At 61.0% G+C, this 17,474-nt stretch carries 16 protein-coding genes; 11 read left to right on the top strand and 5 right to left on the bottom strand.

What is annotated here, in order from left to right; genetic code table 11:
* Window positions 1-158: 158 nt before the first annotated feature.
* Window positions 159-1,010, bottom strand: a complete 852-nt coding sequence (locus K3819_RS08265; RefSeq protein WP_064594471.1) for a glycine betaine ABC transporter substrate-binding protein — start codon at window positions 1,008-1,010, stop codon at window positions 159-161.
* Between the two features lie 287 nt (window positions 1,011-1,297).
* Between K3819_RS08265 and K3819_RS08260 the strand changes: the two genes are divergently transcribed.
* Window positions 1,298-2,893, top strand: coding sequence for a beta (1-6) glucans synthase (locus tag K3819_RS08260; protein WP_085611500.1), 1,596 nt, complete (start codon window positions 1,298-1,300; stop codon window positions 2,891-2,893).
* A 122-nt stretch (window positions 2,894-3,015) separates the two neighbouring features.
* Here K3819_RS08260 and K3819_RS08255 read toward each other — a convergent pair whose 3' ends face one another.
* Window positions 3,016-3,384: a hypothetical protein gene (locus tag K3819_RS08255; protein ID WP_064594465.1), complete on the bottom strand. Its 369-nt coding sequence runs from the start codon at window positions 3,382-3,384 to the stop codon at window positions 3,016-3,018.
* Between the two features lie 223 nt (window positions 3,385-3,607).
* On the opposite strand from K3819_RS08255, the gene K3819_RS08250 reads away from it, so the two are divergent.
* Both K3819_RS08250 and K3819_RS08245 read left to right on the top strand, forming a co-directional pair.
* A complete protein-coding gene (locus K3819_RS08250) occupies window positions 3,608-4,906 on the top strand; it encodes a serine/threonine protein kinase (protein WP_085611502.1) in 1,299 nt (432 codons plus the stop codon).
* On the top strand, window positions 4,899-5,687 hold the full coding sequence (locus tag K3819_RS08245) for a VacJ family lipoprotein (protein WP_007959292.1): 789 nt from the start codon (window positions 4,899-4,901) through the stop codon (window positions 5,685-5,687). The genes K3819_RS08250 and K3819_RS08245 overlap by 8 nt, the downstream gene beginning before the upstream one ends.
* Before the next feature lie 63 nt (window positions 5,688-5,750).
* On the opposite strand, the gene K3819_RS08240 is transcribed toward K3819_RS08245, so the two are convergent.
* Entirely contained in the window at window positions 5,751-6,665 is a 915-nt protein-coding gene (locus K3819_RS08240; RefSeq protein WP_085611503.1) for a DUF808 domain-containing protein, read from the bottom strand.
* 134 nt (window positions 6,666-6,799) lie between these two features.
* Here K3819_RS08240 and K3819_RS08235 point away from each other — a divergent pair, with 134 nt between their 5' ends.
* A complete protein-coding gene (locus K3819_RS08235; protein ID WP_007959290.1) occupies window positions 6,800-7,405 on the top strand; it encodes a TetR/AcrR family transcriptional regulator in 606 nt (201 codons plus the stop codon).
* A gap of 112 nt (window positions 7,406-7,517) precedes the next feature.
* Here the strand turns inward: K3819_RS08235 and K3819_RS08230 are convergent, their stop codons facing one another.
* Both K3819_RS08230 and K3819_RS08225 read right to left on the bottom strand, forming a co-directional pair.
* Window positions 7,518-7,976, bottom strand: coding sequence for an REP-associated tyrosine transposase (locus K3819_RS08230; protein WP_221399666.1), 459 nt, complete (start codon window positions 7,974-7,976; stop codon window positions 7,518-7,520).
* Window positions 7,977-8,174: 198 nt separating this feature from the next.
* Entirely contained in the window at window positions 8,175-8,615 is a 441-nt protein-coding gene (locus K3819_RS08225; protein WP_011333104.1) for a heme-binding protein, read from the bottom strand.
* 268 nt (window positions 8,616-8,883) lie between these two features.
* On the opposite strand from K3819_RS08225, the gene gcl reads away from it, so the two are divergent.
* From gcl to K3819_RS08190, 7 genes are all read left to right on the top strand, one after another.
* Window positions 8,884-10,659 (top strand): glyoxylate carboligase, encoded by a 1,776-nt coding sequence (gene gcl, locus K3819_RS08220; protein ID WP_064594456.1) that lies wholly within the window; start codon window positions 8,884-8,886, stop codon window positions 10,657-10,659.
* A 140-nt stretch (window positions 10,660-10,799) separates the two neighbouring features.
* The gene (hyi, locus tag K3819_RS08215) at window positions 10,800-11,582 is read left to right on the top strand and encodes a hydroxypyruvate isomerase (RefSeq protein ID WP_007959286.1); all 783 of its coding nucleotides are present in this window, start codon (window positions 10,800-10,802) and stop codon (window positions 11,580-11,582) included.
* Window positions 11,583-11,741: 159 nt separating this feature from the next.
* Window positions 11,742-12,635, top strand: coding sequence for a 2-hydroxy-3-oxopropionate reductase (locus K3819_RS08210; RefSeq protein ID WP_221398992.1), 894 nt, complete (start codon window positions 11,742-11,744; stop codon window positions 12,633-12,635).
* Window positions 12,636-12,791: 156 nt separating this feature from the next.
* On the top strand, window positions 12,792-14,066 hold the full coding sequence (locus K3819_RS08205) for a glycerate kinase (protein WP_085611505.1): 1,275 nt from the start codon (window positions 12,792-12,794) through the stop codon (window positions 14,064-14,066).
* Window positions 14,063-15,478: a pyruvate kinase gene (gene pyk, locus K3819_RS08200; RefSeq protein WP_221398991.1), complete on the top strand. Its 1,416-nt coding sequence runs from the start codon at window positions 14,063-14,065 to the stop codon at window positions 15,476-15,478. Before K3819_RS08205 ends, pyk begins: the two co-directional genes overlap by 4 nt.
* Before the next feature lie 145 nt (window positions 15,479-15,623).
* Window positions 15,624-16,538, top strand: coding sequence for an urea transporter (locus K3819_RS08195; RefSeq protein WP_085611507.1), 915 nt, complete (start codon window positions 15,624-15,626; stop codon window positions 16,536-16,538).
* A gap of 21 nt (window positions 16,539-16,559) precedes the next feature.
* On the top strand, window positions 16,560-17,384 hold the full coding sequence (locus tag K3819_RS08190; protein WP_039769763.1) for an ion transporter: 825 nt from the start codon (window positions 16,560-16,562) through the stop codon (window positions 17,382-17,384).
* Window positions 17,385-17,474 lie beyond the last annotated feature (90 nt).

The following is a 17,474-nucleotide window of genomic DNA, read 5'->3' as shown; positions in this document are numbered from 1 at the left end:
AGACGACCTTAGTAGTAGAACGCCATGACGTTTTTGCCAATTTCCAGACCAGCCGAAAACCGCCACCCCTGCCTATTAATAGAGGACAGACAAAAAAGGCCGCCCGACTGTCATGTCGGGCGGCCCTGGGAAGCGCAGATTAGACGCTTCGGCTTAAATCACTTGGTCCAGTCGGCAACACGCTCAGGGTGCTTGGCAACCCAATCCTTGGCCGCTGCGTCAGGTTTTGCACCGTCCTGAATCGCCAGCATGACTTCGCCGATTTCGTCTTTCGAAGCCCACTGGAAGTTCTTCAGGAACTTGGCCACTTCCGGCGCCTTGGTCGCCAGTTCCTTACTGCCGATGCTGTTCACGGTTTCAGCCGCGCCGTACACGCCTTTCGGGTCGTCGAGGAAGCGCAGTTTCCACTTGGCAAACATCCAGTGCGGCACCCAGCCGGTAACGGCGATGGATTCGTTTTTCTTCTCGGCGCGGGTCAGCTCGGCAATCATGCCGGCGCCGGAGCTGGCCTTGAGTTGATAGCCGGTCAGGTCGTAATCCTTGATCGCCTGATCGGTCTTGAGCATCACGCCTGAACCGGCGTCGATGCCGACGATGCGTTTCTTGAAGGAGTCGTCGGTTTTCAGGTCTTCGATGGTCTTGGCCTTGACGTACTCCGGCACGATCAGACCGATTTTCGCGTCCTTGAAGTTCGGGCCGTAATCGACGACCTGATCCTTGTTCTTGGTCCAGTATTCGCCGTGGGTCACGGGCAGCCAGGCCGAGAGCATGGCGTCGAGTTTGCCGGTGGCAACGCCCTGCCACATGATGCCGGTGGCGACGGCCTGCAGTTTCACGTCGTAGCCAAGTTTCTGCTTGATCACTTCGGCCGCCACGTGGGTGGTCGCGACGCTGTCGGACCAGCCGTCAACGTAACCGATGTTCAGGGTCTGTTTCTCAGCGCTGGCGAAAGTGGAGCCCATCGCAAGCACCAGAGCCGCACCTGCGCCTAAAAGTCGTCGCATCTTCATCGTTACTTCCCCGAAATGCTGCGCCCGACGGATGCCGGGCATCGTCAACGTATTGTTATGGTGCACAGCGCCCCCATCACGCCTGACCGCAAACTCGCTAGATCATCAGCGGAGTACTGATGAGTCCGATCATCAACCTGACGCCCGTTAAGACCTGCTCTGCCAGCGACCTCGAAGCAACGAGAAACGACATCAGAAAGCCATTAACTGCGTCCGGATATTTGGCGCCAGACAATCCGCCCGAACTTTGCATGTCAAAATCATGCGGGTCACCAACCTGCTTATAAATGCAGGTAACATGCGTCGCTTTGCAGCCACTCGGCCTGACCATGTCCGCGACTTCCCGTTTCCCCTTTCTTCCCTATCTGTTCGCCTGCCTGCTCGGGCTGCTTGCCCTGTGCGGCTTCTGGTACGGCCTCGGCAAACCGGTGATCCTGCCGGACGTCGCCACCCCGACCCACAAGTTGCAATGCGCCTCCTACACCCCGTTCGATAAAGACCAGTCGCCGTTCGACGTGCCGTTCAAACTGCGCCCGGAGCGCATGGACGCCGACCTCGCCCTGCTTGCCACCCGCTTCGAATGCATCCGCACCTATTCCATGACCGGCCTCGAAGCGCTGCCGGATCTGGCGCGCAAGCACGGTTTGAAGTTGATGATCGGCGCGTGGGTCAACAGCAATCCGGTCGACACCGAGAAGGAAGTCGACTTGCTGATCGCCTCGGCCAATGCCAACCCGGACGTGGTCAGCGCGGTGATCGTCGGCAACGAAGCCTTGCTGCGCAAGGAAGTCACCGGCGCGCAACTGGCGAAGCTGATCAACAAGGTCAAGAGCCATATCAAGCAACCAGTCACCTACGCGGATGTCTGGGAGTTCTGGCTCAAGCACCCGGAAGTCGCGCCGGCGGTGGATTTCCTGACCATTCATTTGCTGCCGTACTGGGAAGACGATCCGTCGAACATCGACGCCGCACTGCATCATGTAGCGCAAGTACGTCAGGTGTTCGGCAACAAGTTCGCACCCAAAGACGTGATGATTGGCGAAACCGGCTGGCCGAGCGAAGGCCGCCAGCGGGAGACCGCGCTGCCGAGCCGGGTCAACGAGGCCAAGTTCATTCGTGGTTTTGTCACCCTCGCCGAACAGGAAGGCTGGCGTTACAACCTGATCGAAGCGTTTGATCAGCCGTGGAAGCGCGGCAGCGAAGGCGCGGTCGGTGGTTACTGGGGGCTGTTCGATGCGGACCGCCAGGACAAGGGCGTGTTGGCCGGGCCGGTGTCGAATGTGCCGTACTGGTCGCAGTGGCTGGCGGTCGGCGGAGTGATCTTCCTCGGCACATTGCTGCTGGGCGGTCGGGTTCGTACGACGCGCTCGGCGCTGATCCTGCCGTTGCTCGGCGCCCTCGCCGCCTGCTCCATCGGCGCCTGGGGCGATCTGGCGCGGGTGACCACGCGGTTTGCCAGCGAATGGCTGTGGGTCGGCTTGCTGACGATCCTGAATCTGTTGGTGCTGGCCCACGCCGCACTGACCTTGAGCGCCCGCAATGGCTGGCGTGAACAGGCGTTCAACGCTTTCGAGCGACGGGCCGGCTGGCTGGTGGCGGCAGCCGGTTTCGCCGCTGCCGTGATGATGCTCGAGCTGGTGTTCGATCCGCGTTATCGCAGTTTTCCGAGCGTGGCCTTCATTCTGCCGGCGCTGGTTTACCTGTGCCGCCCGGTGCCCGTGGCCCGTCGGGAGATCGCCCTGCTGACCTTCATCATCGGCGCGGGCATTGCGCCGCAGCTGTTCCGTGAAGGATTGCAGAATCAGCAGGCGTGGGGCTGGGCGCTGGTCAGCGTGTTGATGGTGGCTGCGTTGTGGCGCTGCCTGCGGGTTCGCAAGGGCTGATCTTCAAAGGCTGAACCGGCCTCTTCGCTGGCAAGCCAGCTCCCATAGGATTCCTGTCTGCCACAGGTTCTGCATCTACATGGATCAAGTGTGGGAGCTGGCTTGCCAGCGATGGCTGACTGTCAGACGCCGCGAGACTCTCTAACCAGTCGCAACCCGGCAATCACCACCGCGAACACCGCCAGCGTCGTGTTGTACAGCGCCAGCGCCGGCAACCCGAACACCAGCGCCAGCACCGCCAGCCACCACCCTGCCCGGCCCGGCACGACAAAACCGAGCACGGCTGCAGCGACCGCCGCCCAGCCCAGCAGCTGGAAATGAATCATCAGGCCCAGGTTGGAGCGCACCGAGCATTCCCAGCGACTCGCCTCATCCACGCAGATGCCCACCCACTGCGCGTCCTCCATGAAGCCATAACGCGCGCCATAACTGGCGGCCAGCCACAACGGCAACAGAACGAGCAGCAGAATTACGGGCAAGCGGCGGGACATGGAACACTCCAATCGACGAAATCGGCGGCCAGCTTAATCTGCCGCCGCGCATACGCAAGGACTAACAACTCTTAACTGGTCATTCCTTCCTTGCAAAGTGTATCGTCCGGCTACTATTACTCCGAATTCTGTCAGTTTGGTGCCGTGGCATGGCACTTTGACGCAAACCCGGTGGTCATAGCCTGCGAACTTCATTCGGCACCTTCCTCTAAGGGATCCAGTCATGCTCCGTTCCTTGCGCTTCGCCGCCCTGTTTGGCGGCCTTATTCTGAGTGCGTCCGCGCTGGCGGTGGATATCGACGCCGCCAGCTATGGCTATCCCCTGACCAACCCGTTCGAGGCGACCATCGCCACCACGCCGCCGGACTTGCGCCCGGAACTGCCACTGGACGACGACATCGATCAGGCCGATCGCAGCGTCACCCTGCGCCCCGAGCGCGAATTCATCCTGCCGGACAATTTCTGGCCGGTGAAAAAACTCACCTACCGCATCGCCACTCAGGACAAGGCCGCGCCGCTGATCTTCCTGATCGCCGGCACCGGCGCGCGCTACGACAGCACGCTCAACGAGTACCTGAAGAAGCTTTATTACAAGGCTGGCTACCACGTGGTGCAGTTGTCCTCGCCGACCAGCTTCGACTTCATGAGCGCCGCCTCGCGTTTCGCCACCCCCGGCGTGACCAAGGAAGACGCCGAAGACATGTACCGGGTGATGCAGGCCGTACGGGCGCAGAACCCGAAACTGCCGGTCACCGACTACTACCTCAGCGGCTACAGCCTCGGCGCACTGGACGCGGCATTCGTCGCCCATCTGGATGAAACCCGTCGCAGCTTCAACTTCAAGAAAGTCCTGCTGCTGAATCCGCCGGTCAACCTTTACACCTCGATCACCAACCTCGACAAGCTGGTGCAGACCGAGGTCAAGGGCATCAACAACAGCACCACGTTCTATGAACTGGTACTGAACAAACTGACCCGCTACTTCCAGCAGAAGGGCTACATCGACCTCAACGATGCGCTGCTTTACGACTTCCAGCAGTCCAAGCAGCACCTGAGCAACGAGCAAATGGCGATGCTGATCGGCACCTCGTTCCGCTTCTCGGCAGCCGATATTGCGTTCACTTCGGACCTGATCAACCGTCGCGGCCTGATCACCCCGCCGAAATTCCCGATCACCGAAGGCACCAGCCTCACGCCGTTCCTCAAGCGTGCGCTGCAATGCGACTTCGACTGCTACCTCACCGAACAGGTGATCCCGATGTGGCGCGCCCGCACCGACGGCGGCAGCCTGCTGCAACTAATCGATCAGGTCAGCCTGTATGCGTTGAAGGATTACCTGCACGACAGCCCGAAAATCGCCGTCATGCACAACGCCGACGACGTGATCCTCGGCCCGGGCGACCTCGGTTTCCTGCGCCGGACCTTCGGCGATCGCCTGACCGTTTACCCGCTGGGCGGCCATTGCGGCAACCTTAATTACCGCGTCAACAGCGACGCCATGCTGGAGTTCTTCCGTGGCTAAATATCTCCTGCTGATTGCAGCGCTCCTCAGTGCAGGTATGGCCCAGGCCGACAACAGCAAAGCCAATGCACCAGTGGTCATCGACAGCGACGGTTTCAAGGAGCCGCTGTCCAAACTCAAGTTCAACCCGGGGCTGGATCAGCGCGAGTTCGAGCGCTCGACCCTCAGCGCGCTGAACGTCTATGACCCGCTGGAAGAGTGGAACCGCCGCGTCTACCACTTCAACTACCGCTTCGACCAATGGGTGTTCCTGCCGGTGGTCGATGGCTATCGCTACATCACCCCGAGCTTCGTGCGCACCGGCGTGAGCAACTTCTTCAATAACATTGGCGACGTGCCGAACCTGGTCAACAGCCTGTTGCAGTTCAAGGGCAAGCGCTCGATGGAAACCACCGCGCGCCTGCTGCTCAACACCACCATCGGCATCGCCGGACTCTGGGACCCGGCTACCGCCATGGGCCTGCCGCGCCAGAGCGAAGACTTCGGCCAGACCCTGGGCTTCTACGGCGTACCGGGTGGTGCTTACTTCGTGCTGCCGATTCTCGGCCCGTCGAACCTGCGTGATACTGCAGGCCTTGCCGTGGACTACACCGCCGAGTCCGCGATCAACTTCCTCAACGTCTCGGAAGTCAGCTCCAACCACCCGGAAGTGTGGGTACTGCGTGGCGTCGACAAGCGCTACCAGACCAGCTTCCGCTATGGTCAGCTGAACTCGCCGTTCGAGTACGAAAAGGTGCGCTACGTCTACACCGAGTCGCGCAAGTTGCAGATCGCCGAGTAAAAACGCCGGCCACAAAAAAGGCCATTCGATGCGAGTCGAATGGCCTTTTTGTTTGCCTCAGATTCAACCCTTCAGCGATTTCCAGACTTTGCCGATCACGGACACGCCCGCCAGTACCACCGCACCCGCGATGATCCCCGCCACGCCGTTCAACAGCATCGGCACCACAAACCCGGCGCCACCGGCCGCTGCGCCGACGCTTTCGATCCAGTGATGCACCACCGGCACGCCGTGGGTCAGGATGCCGCCACCGACCAGGAACATCGCCGCCGTGCCGATTACCGACAGGCTTTTCATCATGTACGGCGCAGCGCGCAGGATGCCGTTGCCGATACTTTTGGCCATCTGCCCGGGCTTCTGAGTCAGCCACAGACCGAGGTCATCGAGTTTGACGATACCGGCCACCAATCCGTAAACGCCCACGGTCATGACAATGGCGATGCCCGACATCACGATCACTTGCTGGGTCAGCGAAGCATCGGCCACGGTGCCGAGGGTGATGGCGATGATTTCCGCCGAGAGGATGAAGTCGGTGCGGATCGCGCCCTTGATCTTGTCCTTCTCGTAGGCCACCAGATCGGTGGCCGGATCGGCCACGGCGTCAACCAGTTGCGCATGCTCGGCCTCGTCTTCGGCCTTGCTGTGCAGGAACTTGTGCGCGAGCTTTTCGAAACCCTCGAAACACAGGTAGGCGCCGCCGACCATCAGCAGCGGCGTCACCAGCCACGGCACGAACGCACTGATCGCCAGCGCCGAGGGCACCAGGATCAGTTTGTTGACGAACGAGCCCTTGGCCACCGCCCAGACCACCGGGATTTCCCGCTCCGCGCGTACGCCGGAGACCTGCTGGGCATTGAGCGCCAAGTCGTCGCCGAGCACGCCGGCGGTCTTCTTGGCAGCCATTTTGGTCATCAACGCAACATCGTCCAGAACGGTAGCGATGTCGTCGATCAGCACCAGCAAACTGCTTCCTGCCATGAATCATGTTTCCTTATGTGAATAATGCCGCGCAGCATACCGCGACTGCGGGCCACACGGGGCATTGTTGAGCGCCGCGCGAGGCCGGTGCTACCATGCGCAACCGCCAGAACAGGCAAGGAACCACCGGGTTTATGAGCACAATCCGCGAGCGCAACAAAGAACTGATCCTGCGTGCAGCCAGTGAAGAGTTTGCCGACAAGGGCTTCGCTGCGACCAAAACCAGCGACATCGCCGCCAAGGCAGGACTGCCCAAGCCCAACGTCTATTACTACTTCAAGTCCAAGGAAAACCTCTACCGCGAGGTGCTGGAAAGTATCATCGTGCCGATCCTGCAGGCCTCGACCCCGTTCAATCCGGACGGCGTACCGAGCGAAGTGCTGAGCGGCTACATCCGCTCGAAGATCCGCATCTCCCGCGACCTGCCTTTCGCCTCCAAGGTGTTCGCCAGCGAAATCATGCACGGCGCCCCGCACCTGAGCGCCGACCTGGTCGAGCAGCTCAACGGCCAGGCCAAGCACAACATCGACTGCATCCAGACCTGGATCGACCGCGGCCAGATCGCCCCGATCGACCCCAACCACCTGATGTTCAGCATCTGGGCCGCGACCCAGACCTACGCCGACTTCGACTGGCAGATCTCCGCCGTCACCGGCAAGGACAAGCTCGACGAAGCCGACTATGAAGCCGCAGCACAAACCATCATCCGGTTGGTGCTCAAGGGCTGCGAGCCGGACTGAAGTCCGCACTGACTGCTTCGCTGGCAAGCCTGTTCCCACATTTGATCTATGAGCACCACAAATCAAATGTGGGAGCGGGCTTGCTCGCGAATGTAGCAACTCGGTCTCACGGTCAGACCCAGATCGCATCCCACAGCGGATAGTCACCAAGCTTTTCCACCAGTCCAGCCCGCAACGGGTTGGCCACGACATACCGCGCCACTCTAACCAGACTTTCTTCCTGCCGAAGCGAATGATCATGGAAGCCTGGCTGCCACAGGCTACCCCTCCTGCCAGTCGCTGAATTGACTGATCTAGCACTCAAGGATTTGACCTGGCACATCAACTGCCCCAGCGAACCTTTCTGCAATTGCACCAGCCAGTGGAAGTGATCCGGCATGACGACCCAGGCCAATGAGTCGACAACCCCCTTTTCTTGTGCATGCCTGAACTGATGAACAACTAGTCTTCCCAAGGCGTAATCCTTGAAGACAGGCTCGCGCTTATGAGTATTGGCTGTCAGGAGATAGATGTGGTTTTGTTCGGAAAAGCGTCCGACTCTCAGTCGGTGTGATGCAGACAGTTCCGGCATTCCTTTGCCTTTTCTCATGATTGACTTCATGAAAAGGCTAGCCCGGAACATCGAACATTGAAGGCAGGATTTTTAGCTGGATGTGTCTGGAAAATCGCCTTCGCGAGCAAGCCCGCTCCCACATTCGACCGAGTTCCTTCAGTACAAATGAGGTCACCGTGAGCCTGCTCGCGATGGCGTCAGTTCAAACGCCGCAAATCACGCAGCCACCCCCGCATCCGCCCGCAGGTCCAGGGCCTCTACGGCTTTGATTGCCACCTGCTCATCGATGTCCGAGAGATCGCCGCTGATGCCGATTGCACCCAGCACGTTCCCCGCCTGATCACGTATCAACACACCGCCCGGTGCCGGCACGACGCTGCCCTGCCCCATGCTGTTGAGTGCGGCGATGAACGCCGGGCGTTGTTGCGCGTCCAGCGCCAGCAGGCGTGAGCCCTTGCCCAGGGCGATGGCGCCCCAGGCTTTGCCGATGGCGATGTTCGGGCGCAGCAGGCTGGCGCCGTCTTCGCGCTGCAAGGTGACCAGATGGCCGCCGGTATCCAGTACCGCGATGGTCAGCGGCGCGGCGGAAATGGCCCGCCCTGCATTGATGGCTTCGTTGACCAGCTTGACTGCGACTTTCAAGGTTAAAGCGCTCATGGTGCCGTCCTCATTTTGTTATTGGGAAAGTCGTTGGACTGCGCGCAAGTGCCGCAGCCCGATGCAACAAATAGAACACAATGAATTATTTTTTTGTATACAATAATTCCAGAAAAGCGCTCCATGCGACGAAAAGACACAGCAGAACAGGCTTCCGACGAATGAAACAGGCGCTTGAGAAAATGGATTGACCTGCGCCGTCCGCCGTGAATACACTCTGCGAAAAGCCACTTGTATACAATTACAAAACGTAAAGAGGCACAAAACCATGAGCAAAATGAGAGCAATCGAAGCCGCCGTTCTGGTGATGCGCCGTGAAGGGGTTGATACCGCTTTTGGCATTCCGGGCGCTGCAATCAACCCGCTGTACTCCGCCCTGCAGAAAGTCGGTGGCATCGATCACGTCCTCGCTCGCCACGTTGAAGGCGCCTCGCACATGGCCGAGGGCTACACCCGCACCAAGGCCGGCAACATCGGCGTGTGCATCGGTACTTCCGGCCCGGCCGGTACTGACATGGTCACCGGTCTGTACAGCGCCTCCGCGGACTCGATCCCGATCCTCTGCATTACCGGCCAGGCACCCCGCGCCCGTATGCACAAGGAAGACTTCCAGGCCGTCGACATCACCAGCATCGTCAAGCCGGTGACCAAGTGGGCGACCACCGTTCTGGAGCCGGGCCAGGTGCCTTATGCGTTCCAGAAAGCCTTCTACGAAATGCGTTCCGGCCGTCCGGGCCCGGTGCTGATCGACCTGCCGTTCGATGTGCAGATGGCTGAAATCGAATTCGACATCGACGCCTACCAGCCACTGCCGCTGGCCAAGCCGAGCGCGACCCGCGTGCAAGTCGAAAAAGCCCTGGCAATGCTGGATCAGGCCGAGCGTCCATTGCTGGTGGCCGGCGGCGGCATCATCAACGCCGACGCCAGCGAACTGCTGGTCGAGTTCGCCGAGCTGACCGGCATTCCAGTGATCCCGACCCTGATGGGCTGGGGCACCATTCCGGACGATCACCCGCTTATGGTCGGCATGGTCGGTCTGCAGACTTCGCACCGTTACGGCAACGCCACCCTGCTCAAGTCCGACGTGGTGCTGGGCGTCGGCAACCGCTGGGCGAACCGTCACACCGGCTCGGTCGACGTCTACACCGAAGGCCGCAAGTTCATTCACGTCGACATCGAGCCGACCCAGATCGGCCGCGTGTTCACCCCGGACCTGGGCATCGTTTCCGACGCTGCCGCCGCGCTGACCGTGTTCATCGAAGTCGCCCGTGAATGGCAAGCCGCCGGCAAACTGAAAAACCGCAGCGCCTGGCTGCAGGACTGCCAGCAGCGCAAGGCCAGCCTGCACCGCAAGACCCACTTCGACAACGTGCCGGTCAAGCCGCAGCGCGTCTACGAAGAAATGAACCAGGTGTTCGGCAAGGACACCTGCTACGTCAGCACCATTGGTCTGTCGCAGATTGCCGGCGCGCAGTTCCTGCACGTCTACAAGCCGCGTCACTGGATCAACTGCGGTCAGGCCGGCCCGTTGGGCTGGACCATTCCGGCAGCGCTGGGCGTGGTGAAGGCCGATCCGAACCGTAAAGTCGTGGCCCTGTCGGGGGACTATGACTTCCAGTTCATGATCGAAGAACTGGCGGTCGGCGCTCAGTTCAAACTGCCGTACATCCACGTCGTGGTGAACAACTCGTACCTGGGACTGATCCGTCAGGCCCAGCGCGGGTTCGATATGGACTACTGCGTGCAGCTGTCCTTCGATAACCTGAACGCGCCGGAACTCAACGGTTATGGTGTCGACCACGTCGCAGTCGCCGAAGGCCTGGGCTGCAAGGCACTGCGTGTGTTCGAACCGGCTGACATCGCCCCTGCCCTGCGCAAGGCCGAAGAGCTGATCGAAGAGTTCAAGGTGCCGGTGATCGTCGAGATCATTCTGGAGCGTGTGACCAACATCTCCATGGGGACCGAGATCAACGCCGTCAACGAATTCGAAGACCTGGCGCTGGTCGGCAACGATGCGCCAACGGCGATTTCGCTGCTCGATTAACTGCTGACCGCTCTCCCTGTGGGAGCGGGCTTGCTCGCGAAAGCAATTTCACATCCAACACCGATGTTGGCTGATCTACCGCTTTCGCGAGCAAGCCCGCTCCCACAAGGGGAACCTCACAAGATATACGGGAGACCACCATGCCGCGTTTCGCAGCCAACCTGTCCATGCTGTTCACCGAACAGGATTTCCTTGCCCGTTTCGACGCCGCCGCCAAGGCTGGCTTCAGCGGTGTCGAGTACCTGTTCCCGTACGATTTCAGCTCTGCCGAAATCAAGGCCAAACTCGACGCCAACGGTCTGACCCAAGTGCTGTTCAACCTGCCGGCCGGTGACTGGGCCAAGGGCGAGCGCGGTATCGCGTGCCTGCCGGACCGGGTCGAAGAGTTCCGCGCCGGGGTCGACCTGGCCATCGCTTACGCCCAGGTTCTGGGCAACACCCAGGTCAACTGCCTGGCCGGTATCCGTCCGCAGGGCGTGGACGATGCCACCGTTGAAAAGACCTTCGTCGCCAACCTCAAGTACGCCGCCGACAAGCTGCAAGCCGTCGGCATCAAACTGGTGATGGAAGCGATCAACACCCGCGATATCCCGGGCTTCTACCTGAACAACACGGCGCAGGCCCTGTCGATTCGCGAGCAGGTCGGCAGTGCCAATCTGTTCCTGCAATACGACATCTATCACATGCAAATCATGGAAGGCGATCTGGCCCGCACCCTGCAATCGCACCTGGCCGAGATCAACCATGTGCAGCTGGCCGACAACCCGGGCCGCAACGAGCCGGGCACCGGCGAGATCAACTACCGCTTCCTGTTCGAACACCTCGATCGCATCGGTTATCAGGGCTGGGTCGGCTGCGAGTACAAACCGCTGACCACCACGGAAGCGGGCCTCGGCTGGCTGAAGACCCACAACGCGATTTAAGAACAACGCAAAACCCTGTGGGAGCGGGCTTGCTCGCGAAGACGGTGTGTCAGTCACCGAAGATGTTGAATGTTGAACCGCATTCGCGAGCAAGCCCGCTCCCACCCGAATCGACACCCCCTATTTGCTTGAGCAAGACAAAAACAAGAGGAATTTCTCATGGCTAAAATCGGATTCATCGGCACCGGCATCATGGGCCACCCAATGGCGGCGAACCTGCAGAAAGCCGGTCACAGCCTGTTCCTGTCGGCGCACCACGATGCTGCCCCTGCCGACCTGGTCGCCGCTGGCGCCGTCGCTCTGGCCAACCCACGCGAAGTGGCTCAGGAAGCTGAATTCATCATCGTTATGGTGCCGGATACCCCCCAGGTCGAAGACGTGCTGTTCCGCGCGGACGGCGTCGCTGCCGGCATCGGCAAAGGCAAAGTAGTGATCGACATGAGTTCGATCTCGCCGACCGCCACCAAGGCTTTCGCGGCAAAGATCAACGAGAAAGGCGCGCAATACCTCGACGCTCCGGTGTCCGGTGGTGAAGTCGGCGCCAAGGCTGCAACCCTGAGCATCATGGTCGGTGGCGACGCCGATGCCTTCGAACGCGCACTGCCGCTGTTCCAGGCCATGGGCAAGAACATCACCCTGGTCGGCGGCAATGGCGACGGTCAGACCGCCAAGGTGGCGAACCAGATCATCGTTGCCCTGAACATTCAGGCCGTGGCCGAAGCCCTGCTGTTCGCTTCGAAAAACGGTGCCGATCCGGCCAAGGTGCGTGAAGCGCTGATGGGCGGTTTCGCCTCCTCGAAGATCCTCGAAGTGCACGGCGAGCGCATGATCAAGGGCACTTTCGATCCGGGCTTCCGCATCAGCCTGCACCAGAAGGACCTGAACCTGGCCCTGCAAGGCGCCAAGGAGCTGAACATCAACCTGCCGAACACCGCCAACGCCCAGCAAGTGTTCAGCACCTGCGCGGCCATTGGTGGCAGCAACTGGGACCACTCGGCGCTGATCAAGGGCCTGGAACACATGGCCAACTTCTCGATTCGCGACCAGAAGTAAGCCCTGCCCCACTTTCCATGTAGGGGCGGGCTTGCTCGCGAAGAGGGCGTGTCAGTCGACATGGAGATTGACTGACCCACCGCATTCGCGAGCAAGCCCGCTCCCACAATGGATCTGAGTTGCCCTTTCGAATAACAAGAATTCCGGGAGCCCGCCATGTCGGTCGATCCGCAACAACTGCTGCGCGAGCTGTTTGCCACAGCCATCGACGCGGCCCATCCGAACCAGGTCCTCGAAGCGCATCTGCCGGCCGATCGCACCGGTCGCGTGATCGTCATCGGCGCCGGCAAGGCTGCCGCTGCCATGGCGCAAGTGGTCGAGCGCTGCTGGGAAGGTGAAGTCTCGGGCCTGGTGGTGACCCGCTACGGTCACGGCGCCCCGTGCGAAAAAATCGAAGTGGTCGAAGCCGCGCACCCGGTGCCGGACGCTGCCGGTCTGGCCGTGGCCAAACGCGTGCTGGAACTGGTCAGCAATCTGAGCGAAGACGACCGCGTGATTTTCCTGCTGTCCGGTGGCGGCTCTGCCCTGCTGGCGCTGCCGGCCGAAGGCATCACCCTGGCCGACAAGCAATCGATCAACAAAGCCCTGCTCAAATCCGGCGCGACCATCGGCGAGATGAACTGCGTGCGCAAGCACCTCTCGGCGATCAAGGGCGGACGCCTGGGCAAGGCCTGCTGGCCGGCGACTGTTTACACCTACGCGATTTCCGATGTACCGGGCGATCTTGCCACGGTCATCGCCTCCGGCCCGACCGTGGCCGACCCGAGCACCAGCGCCGAAGCGCTGGCCATCATCAAGCGCTACGGCATCGAGATTCCGGCGTCGGTGCGCAGCTGGCTGCAAAGCCCGGAATCGGAAACCGTCAAACCCGGCGATCCGAGCCTGGCCCGCAGTCACTTCCAGTTGATCGCCCGCCCTCAGCAATCGCTGGATGCCGCAGCGGTGAAATGCCGTCAGGCCGGTTTCAGCACGCTGATCCTCGGCGACCTGGAAGGCGAATCCCGCGAAGTGGCAAAAGTCCACGCCGGCATCGCGCGCCAGATCATCCATCACGGCCAGCCCCTGGCAGCGCCGTGCGTGATCCTCTCCGGTGGCGAAACCACCGTGACCGTGCGCGGCAATGGCCGGGGCGGACGCAACGCCGAATTCCTCCTCAGCCTCACCGACAGCCTCAAGGGCCAGCCCGGCGTCTATGCGCTGGCCGGCGACACCGACGGCATCGACGGCTCGGAAGACAACGCCGGCGCGATCATGACCCCGGACAGCTATGCCCGTGCCGCCGCCCTGGGCCTGAGCGCCAGCGACGAGCTGGATAACAACAACGGTTACGGCTACTTCGCGGCGCTCGATGCGCTGATCGTCACCGAACCGACCCGCACCAACGTCAACGACTTCCGCGCCATCCTGATCCTCGAGAGCTCTAAATCATGACGCCTGATAAAAAGGTCAAAATCCTCGCCACCCTCGGGCCTGCCGTCGACGGCATCGAAGACATCCGCGAGCTGGTCGAGGCCGGGGTCAATATCTTCCGCCTCAACTTCAGCCACGGCGATCACGCCGACCACGCCAAGCGCTATCAGTGGATCCGCGAAGTCGAGCGCCAGCTCAACTACCCGCTCGGGATCCTGATGGACCTGCAAGGGCCGAAACTGCGGGTCGACAAGTTCGCTGACGGCAAGGTTCAGTTGCATCGCGGTCAGGCCTTCCGCCTCGATCTGGACGCAACGCCGGGCGATGAGCGCCGAGTGAACCTGCCGCATCCGGAGATCATTGCGGCACTGGAAGCCGGGATGGATTTGCTGCTCGATGACGGCAAACTGCGTCTGCGGGTCGTCAGCAAATACTCCGACGCGATCGACACCACCGTGCTCAATGGCGGCGAACTGTCGGATCGCAAAGGCGTGAACGTGCCGCAAGCGGTGCTCGACCTGAGCCCGCTGACCACCAAGGATCGCCGCGACCTGAGCTTCGGTCTGGAGCTGGGTGTGGACTGGGTCGCGCTGTCGTTCGTGCAGCGTCCGCAAGACATCATCGAGGCCCGCGCGCTGATCGGCGACAAGGCGTTCCTGATGGCGAAAATCGAGAAGCCGTCGGCGGTCGAGCAACTGCGCGAGATCGCCGAGCTGAGCGACGCGATCATGGTGGCTCGCGGTGATCTGGGCGTGGAAGTGCCGGCCGAGAGCGTGCCGCAGATCCAGAAAAACATCATCACCACCTGCCGCCACCTCGGCAAACCGGTGGTGGTGGCGACGCAGATGCTTGAGTCGATGCGCTTCTCCCCGGCGCCGACCCGCGCCGAAGTCACCGACGTGGCCAACGCCGTGGCCGAAGGCGCCGATGCGGTGATGCTGTCGGCGGAAACCGCGTCCGGCGAGTACCCGCTGGAAGCCGTGCAGATGATGAGCAAGATCATCCGCCAGGTGGAGAACGGTCCGGACTACCAGACCCAACTCGACGTCAGCCGGCCGAAAGCCGAAGCGACCGTGTCCGATGCGATCAGCTGCGCGATCCGCCGGATCAGCAACGTGCTGCCGGTGGCAGTGCTGGTCAACTACAGCGAGTCCGGTGCATCGAGTCTGCGTACGGCGCGGGAGCGGCCGAAAGCGCCGATCCTCAACCTGACGCCGAACCTGCAGACCGCCCGCCGCCTCAGCGTGGCGTGGGGCATTCATTCGGTGGTCAATGATCGCCTGCGTCAGGTGGATGAGGTGTGCTCGACCGCGTTGGAAATCGCTCAGGCGCAAGGAATGGCCGAGCGTGGCGATACGTTGCTGATCACCGCGGGTGTGCCGTTCGGGCAGCCGGGGTCGACCAATTCGCTGCGGATCGAAACATTGATTTAAGCAACACCTGTGTGGCGAGGGAGCGTGCTCCCGACGCCCGGCATGACGGTTTCCACAAGAGACACCGCATTCACCGGGCATGAGCTCCCTCGCCACAGCTTCAAGCAAGACCCTTTGATTTTCCTACTGCCCAGATTCTCCAGACATGCCTGCCAATCATTTCAACACCCACTGCCCTGACTGGGCCGAGGCTTTGCTCAACGGCTTCAGTCAAATTTTCCTCCAGCGTCATCCGCTGTGTGGACTCCTGTGCCTTTTGGCCATTCTATTCACCGCGCCGGTGCTGTTCGCCGGTGCGCTGCTCGGCGCGGTCGCCGGATTGCTCACCGCGCAACGGCGCAACTACGCCAAGGCGGATCGCCAGGCCGGACTGTTCAGCTACAACGGCGTGTTGGTCGGCCTGTTGCTGAGCCTGTATTTCCCCTGGTCGCCGATGCTGCCGCCGCTGATTCTGGCGGCCGGTGGGCTGAGCGCGATGATCACGCAGCAGTGGCTCAAACGCGCACGCCTCACCGAATACCTGCCCGCCTACACCGCCCCGTTCGTGTTGCTGAGTTGGATGTTCCTGTGTTTCGCCGAGCCTTTGTCCGCCGCACCGGCGCTTGAACTGAACACCGTGAACCTGCTCGGTGCCGCCCTGAAAGGCTTCGGTCAGGTGATGTTCCTCGACCATCCGTTGGCCGGTGGTTTGATCGCCGCCGGTTTGCTGATCGCCGATCGCCGGGCCTTTGCCTGGGCGTTGCTGGCTTCGGTCATCGGTTTGAGTTCCAGCCTGTTACACCATGACAGCCAAATCGCGTTGCTGGGTCTGGGTGGTTACAACGCAGTCCTCGCCGCCCTCGCCTTCAGCACCCAGCGCCAGCAACCGTGGCTGCCGCTGTTCGGCATCGGCCTGGCGCTGCTGTTGGCGCCGCTGTTCAGTGCCCTGGGTCTGGCAACCCTCACGGCACCGTTCATTCTTGCTTGCTGGCTGCTGCGCACCGGCATTCGCCTGATGCAACAACCGCAGATCAGCGGCGCGCCTTGCGCTCGCGGGGAGAATCAACCTAGGCTGCGCTGATCTTTGATTCAGGCGTGATCCATGGACAGTAACCAGCACTGGCGTGAACAGCTTTACGTCATGATTTTCCAGAGCGACACCCCCGCCGGGCGACGTTTCGACGGCATCCTGCTGTTGATCATTCTCGCCAGCCTGGTGATCGTGATGCTCGACAGCATCGACAGCGTTCACCGCAATTACGCCGATGTGCTGGCGTATATCGAGTGGGGGTTCACCATCATCTTTGCCGGCGAGTACATTCTGCGTCTGTACTGCTCGCCCAAACCGTTGCGCTATGCCTTCAGTTTTTACGGATTGGTGGATCTGCTGGCGATCGTGCCGGGCATCCTCGCGCTGTACTACAGCGATGCGCAGTACTTGCTGATTATCCGGATCATCCGGATGCTGCGAATTTTCCGCGTCCTCAAACTCAGTCCGTACCTCAAGCAAGCCAACTACCTGATGTCGGCGCTGCGTGGCAGCAAGCAGAAGATCGTGGTGTTTCTGGTGAGCGTCTGCACACTCGTAACCGTGTTCGGCACGTTGATGTACGTAATAGAAGGCCCGGAACACGGCTTCACCAGCATTCCCAAGGGCATCTATTGGGCTATCGTGACCCTGACCACCGTCGGCTTCGGCGACATCGTGCCGAAGACTCCGTTGGGCCAGGTGATTTCGTCGCTGGTGATGATCACTGGTTACTCGATCATCGCGGTACCCACCGGGATCTTCACCGCCGAACTGGCCAATGCGATGCGTGGTGAACAGTTGCAACACGACTGCCCGGTTTGCCAGAAAAAGAGCCATGAAAGCGGCGCCGCATTCTGTTCGCGATGCGGTAATCCGCTATTCAAGAAAATGGAATAAGCAAAGTTCTTTTTAATCTTTAAGCGACTATGCGCGCCCCGCTATAGTCGCTGGCAAATGGCCTTATCATTGTCAAAAACACCCCCACAG

The sequence above is a fragment of the Pseudomonas sp. 3-2 genome, assembly GCF_019710535.1.
Classification (GTDB): Bacteria; Pseudomonadota; Gammaproteobacteria; order Pseudomonadales; family Pseudomonadaceae; genus Aquipseudomonas; species Aquipseudomonas pharyngis.
The sequence above is the reverse complement of the archived record's forward strand: the minus strand, read 5'-3'. Positions and strand labels throughout refer to the sequence as shown.